The sequence below is a fragment of the Cobetia sp. genome (assembly GCF_983723665.1).
The window spans coordinates 1-5,297 of record NZ_CFDJES010000021.1 but is presented as its reverse complement, the minus strand read 5'-3'; the positions used below and the strand labels follow the sequence as shown (position 1 = coordinate 5,297).

The 5,297-nt window shown below is 62.9% G+C and carries 4 protein-coding genes and 1 pseudogene; 2 read left to right on the top strand and 3 right to left on the bottom strand.

The window, feature by feature from the left end:
* Window positions 1–214: pseudogene (locus AC4FAH_RS03830) on the top strand (MFS transporter); the annotation flags it as partial.
* 121 nt (window positions 215–335) lie between these two features.
* On the opposite strand, the gene AC4FAH_RS03825 reads toward AC4FAH_RS03830, so the two are convergent.
* The 3 genes from AC4FAH_RS03825 to dbpA all read right to left on the bottom strand — a co-directional run bounded on the left by AC4FAH_RS03825 (window position 336) and on the right by dbpA (window position 2,867).
* Window positions 336–503: a hypothetical protein gene (locus AC4FAH_RS03825; protein ID WP_166019763.1), complete on the bottom strand. Its 168-nt coding sequence runs from the start codon at window positions 501–503 to the stop codon at window positions 336–338.
* Window positions 504–642: 139 nt separating this feature from the next.
* The gene (locus AC4FAH_RS03820; protein ID WP_054555319.1) at window positions 643–1,215 is read right to left on the bottom strand and encodes a GNAT family N-acetyltransferase; all 573 of its coding nucleotides are present in this window, start codon (window positions 1,213–1,215) and stop codon (window positions 643–645) included.
* 251 nt (window positions 1,216–1,466) lie between these two features.
* Window positions 1,467–2,867 (bottom strand): ATP-dependent RNA helicase DbpA, encoded by a 1,401-nt coding sequence (gene dbpA / locus AC4FAH_RS03815; protein WP_175090168.1) that lies wholly within the window; start codon window positions 2,865–2,867, stop codon window positions 1,467–1,469.
* A gap of 1,105 nt (window positions 2,868–3,972) precedes the next feature.
* Between dbpA and AC4FAH_RS03810 the strand changes: the two genes are divergently transcribed.
* Window positions 3,973–5,297, top strand: a 1,325-nt coding sequence (locus AC4FAH_RS03810; RefSeq protein WP_490245653.1) for a hypothetical protein, incomplete at its 3' end; no start/stop codon positions are given.

The window sequence follows — 5,297 nt, the reverse complement described above, 5'->3', positions numbered from 1 at the left end:
CGCGGGCGCGGTCGCCGCGGGCTTCCTGTTCCGCAGTGAGGAGCTGACCTACCAGGAAGGCCTGATGTACCTGGGCATGGGCGTGATCGTGATCTCGCTGTTCGCGCTGCTGGTGCGTTTCAGCGCCGCCACCGAAGCCGAGGAAAGCCGCGCCTACGACGCCGCCGTCGCGGACCGCAAGCAACAGAGCGAGCAGCAGCCCGCCTCGGCATAAGCGGATTGCTTTCTCCCCTAGCCAGACACAAGAAGGCCCCACCTCATGGGAGGCGGGGCCTTCTTGTGTCTGTCGACAGCTCAGGTCAGCGGCGATTCATCGCGGCGCTGACAGCCGAGCCTCAGCTATCGGTGGCGTTCTCGACGCTATCACCGGCTTCCTCGACGGCGTTGTCCATCTTCTCACCGGCCTTCTCCATCGGGCCTTCGTCCTCGCAACCGGCGAGCGACAGGCCACCGAGACCGAGCATGGCAATCATCAGCGAACTACCCAGAGTCTTGAGCTTCATGATGTCTCTCCTTGAATCATCGGTCGGAATGACGCGACAGCTGCCATCTCACGCAGGCTGCCACGTGGTGTTACCCATGACATGGAGCGGGAGCCTTGCCGTTTCAAGGGTCACGCAACGCCGAGTTGCCTGTTGCTGATCAAATACCCAGCTCAGAGAAGGTATCGGGAAACTGCACTTCACCGCCCAGCCCCTCCAGATAGTCCGGCAGCAGCTCGAAGGCGACGAAGGAACCCGGCACGTCGTCATGATGGCAGTAGAGCCCGTAATGACACGCCGGATGAAAGCCCAGATGGGTATAGAAATCCGCATGGCCTGCCGCCACCACGGCCCCCGCCCCCAGCAGCCGACAGCGCTTGACTGCCGAGATCACCAGCCGCTTGCCGATGCCGTGACGCTGATGCTGGGGCAGCACCGCCAGCGGCGCCAACGCCATCAGCACGCGGTCCGGATAGCCGGAAAGCTCCACGCGCGACACCATCACATGCCCCAGCAGGCCGCCCTCGCCTTCACTGAGGTGGCGGCCGGTTTCCGGGTCGGTGACACGCTCGGCCACCAGCGAAATCTGCGCCAGATTGCCTCGACGCAATCTGTCACCCAGGCGCGCTTCACGATGGCCGGCAAAGACGGATTCATGAATGCGGTAGATGCGCTCATGATCAATGAGACGTTCTTCACGAATGCGAAGATTATCGACGGCGTTGGCAGTCATCACGAGGTACCGGATCAGCGCCCTGATGGTCAGGGACGTTACCTCAAGCTTAGCCACCGCCCGCAGCGGCTGCGAGCGTCAATCTGCTGCTCAAAAAGCACGATGCCCGCCGTGGTGGCGGGCATCGCTTGGGGTGATATCAAGGTCGCATGGCAGATGAAAAGCCTGGTTCAGCCCCTCTCAGGCTTCTCGCCGCTACCGGTCAGACACGTCGCCGACACTGCTCGAGCATCGCGCCGACGCCGCCCGCCTCAGCTCTTGAGACGACGCGCGCGGAAGGAGCGCCCCTTGAGCTTGCCATTCATCAGCTGGGTGAGTGCCGACTTGGCGACATCACGCTCCACGGCGAGGAAGGTGGTCCGCGCCAGTACCTTGATCTTGCCGATCTTGCTGCCTTCCAGGCCGCCGTCACCGGTCAGCGCGCCGAGGATGTCGCCGGGGCGCAGCTTGTCCTTCTTGCCACCGTCGATCTGCAGCGTCGCCATGCGCGCATGGAACGGCTCGCGCGTCAGCATGCTTTTCGAGGGCAGCGGCTCGACTTCCAGCGTCTGCTCGAGGAATTCGCCCAGCCTGGTCAGGCGATAGTCTTCCTTCTCGGTGTAAAGCGTGCAGGCGATACCGGAGCTGCCCGCACGGCCGGTACGCCCGACACGGTGCACGTGGGCGTCGAGATCACGCGCGATCTCGTAGTTGAACACCGCATCCAGCGCTTCGATATCCAGCCCGCGCGCCGCGACATCGGTGGCCACCAGAATCGAGGTGCTCTTGTTGGCGAACATCACCAGTGTCTGGTCACGCTCGCGCTGTTCGAGATCACCGTGCAGCGCCATGGCACTGAAGCCGTGCTCATTGAGCGCGTCGCTGACTTCCTGCGCCTGACGCTTGGTGTTGCAGAACACCACGCTGGATTCCGGGCGGTACTTGAGCAGCAGGATACGCAGCGCCTCGAAGCGCGCCTCGTCATCGGCGACACGGTGGAACAGCTGACGGATGCTGCTGTCATCGTGGGTGGAGGCCACCTCGATGCTGACCGGATCACGCAGCATGCGCTCGGCGATCGGGCGCACGCCATCGGCGAAGGTCGCGCTGAACAGCAGCGTCTGACGCTCCTCCGGGGTCTCGGCGACGATGGCATCCAGCACCTCGGCGAAGCCCATGTCGAGCATGCGGTCGGCTTCATCCAGCACCAGGGTATTGAGCTCGACCAGGCTCAGGCTGCCCTTGCGCAGGTGCTCATCCACGCGCCCCGGCGTGCCGACGATGATGTGCGCGCCGTGTTCCAGCGAGCCCAGCTGCGGGCCGAAGGGCGCGCCGCCGCACAGAGTCAGCACCTTGACGTTGTGCAGGCCGCGCGCCAGACGACGGATCTCGCCGGCAACCTGATCGGCCAGCTCACGTGTCGGACACAGCACCAGTGACTGCACACGGAAGCGCGAGACCTTGAGACGCGACAGCAGCCCCAGACCGAAGGCAGCGGTCTTGCCGGAGCCGGTCTGGCCCTGGGCGATGACATCGCGGCCTTGCAGCATCGGCGGCAGGCTCTGCGCCTGAATCGGCGTCATGGTGTGATATTCGAGCGTGGCGAGGTTGTCGAGCAGCTCGGGCGCCAGCGCCAGAGAGGCAAAGGCAGGGGTGGCGGTGGCGTCAGTCACGGGGACATTCCTTCAATCGATGAACAGGCACGAGCCGAACGGGCTTACGCGCGGGCGCAGAGCATAGCAGAGCGTGGCCACTAACGCCTGCCACGGATGCCAGCACCTGATACCGGCTCCCCAGGCGAGATAGCCTTTTTGAGCAACGCCCTCTCTTGCCCGCCAGACTCACCTCTCAGCACACCGTATGAGCCAGCTCGAATGTGACTCAACTCAAAGCATGATTTTCGTCACGACAGGATTCGATTCCCGCCAAATATCATTTATTAATTATCGTTAATTAAACAAAATGGCCAACGGTCAGTTGGCATGTCACGAAATCCCATATCAGGCGGTGGTTGAGTCGCTGCATATTTCACGCCGTGCATTTCCTGCAGCGCACTTCACGAAAATGGCGCCGACATTCGTGACGGGATAATCATCACGACGTTCTTGTTATCTGCCTCAGACTATCAGTGCCAATGACACACCAGGATTGGCGAATACCGAGATGGGCCCACCCCCATGCCAGGTATGAGAAATGCCACCTCTCATCAGTGATGTGCTGCCGGATACCGCTCGGCTACCGCTCGGCTACCGCAGCGGTGCCGCTGCGCGTCCAGAGGATCCATCTGAACCGATGTCATGAATATCAATGACTTGCAGATAGCGAACTGCTGTCCGTGCCGCACAGGCGTTTTCGATCTCGGGGTGGTCTCCCGAATTGGATCGTTGCAAGCGTACTGACAGCTCGTGCGAAGCCGGTCATCACGCTGGTCATGAAACCGGTCATCAAGCCCGGCGCAAGGCACAGGTCGCTGATACACAGAACCGGCAACACCATGGAAACACCATGGAAACACCATGGACGTGAATCCTGCAGCTTCATCGCTGCAATGCGCGACACCACACGCATGCAAGTTGCTGTAATAGCACGTCAAAGAGCAAATGATATCGCACGGACAGGCGGTCTTTGCCACCCGCAACACCACGGTAACCGCTGCCCCGACAACAGGGGAGCAGCAATAGAGCGGCGCAGTCTTCAAGCCGCCAGCTGTCAGAGGGGATCACACCTCTCTACCGAAACAGCCACAAGATGTCACTACGACCCAGGGAGCAAGACGACATGAAGGACCTCTCAAGAATCACGGGCTACGGATGTATCGTGGCCGGTGTCGGCCCGGCAGGCATGGGATTTCTGTTCAATGCCCTCAAGACAGGCCAGATCACGACACTGGCCCGCCACGGACTGTTGATTCTCGATGCCGGCGGCACCCACGCCAGCGGCAAGCTTGGCGCTGGTCGGCTGGGCGAATATCGCATCACCGCCAACTCGGTCGGCGATGTGTTTCTCGACTGCCTGCGCGACCCGGCACTCGCCGACGTGCTGGCCCCGCTTGAAGGCGAAGCCTGCCTGGAGCGAATCCGGGCCGATCCCTACTCCTCCCCGCGACTCGATGAGATCGGCGAGCTGCTGGAAGCCGCCAGCGCCCTGGTATTGGCGCACATCACCGCCCTGCCGGGCGTCGAGATGTGGTGCGGCACCAGCCTGGACACGCTGCAGTACCTCGACGGCACCAGCATTCTGACCCTCTCGCATGAACCGGAAGTGGCCCAGCGCACGTCGCGACTGCGCACCGAGAACCTGGTGCTCAATCTGGGCGGCCAGCAGTGCCCGGAGCAACTGACTCAGAGCCTCAATCGTCAGGGACTGACACCGTCGCGGCGCGCACGCATCTACAGCGGCGATGAGCTGTTGCGCATGCCGCCGGGGCAGCTGCGCAGCCTGCTGCTGCCGCGTCTGCGGCGTGGTGGTCGCGTCTGTGTGGTGGGTGGCTCGCACAGCGCCTTCTCGATGCTCGACGTGCTGGCCGACGCGCTGCGCAATACCCGCGTCAAGGAGATCACCCTGCTGCATCGCTCGCCGATTCGGCTGTTCTTCGAGAACGCCGAAGAAGCGCGCACCGCAGGCTATCACTACGATGCCGAGCGCGATGTGTGCCCGATCAGCGGTCGCATCAACCGCTCCGGCGGGCTGCGCTACCGGGCGCTGGCCATCGGTCAGGAAATTCTGGCCACCGGCCGCATCGAAGAGTGCGCGATGGACATCCAGCTGGTACAGACCGGCCCCGGCAGTGCCCAACGCCTGGAACTGGCCAGCGAAGTGCTCGCCGACGCGCCCATCGTGGTGCAGTGCAACGGCTATCAGCCGATTCTGCCCACCATCAGCGACGCCCATCATCAGCCCATCACGTTGCGTGAAGTGAATGGCGGGCTGGATTCCGATGCCAATGGCAACCCCTGCGACATCCACGGCCAGCGTCTTGCGGGCCTCTACATGTTCGGGCTGGGCGCCGGGCTCGCCGTCGACCCGACGCTGGGCAGTGAAGCCTCCTTCGATGGCCGCATCTACGGCGTCTGGCAGTTCCACAACCACGCCAGCCTGCCGGC

Coding starts and splice junctions, on each gene's coding strand:
- AC4FAH_RS03825 (WP_166019763.1), bottom strand. CDS start 503: ATGAAGCTCAAGACTCTGGGTAGTTCGCTGATGATTGCCATGCTCGGT.
- AC4FAH_RS03820 (WP_054555319.1), bottom strand. CDS start 1,215: ATGACTGCCAACGCCGTCGATAATCTTCGCATTCGTGAAGAACGTCTC.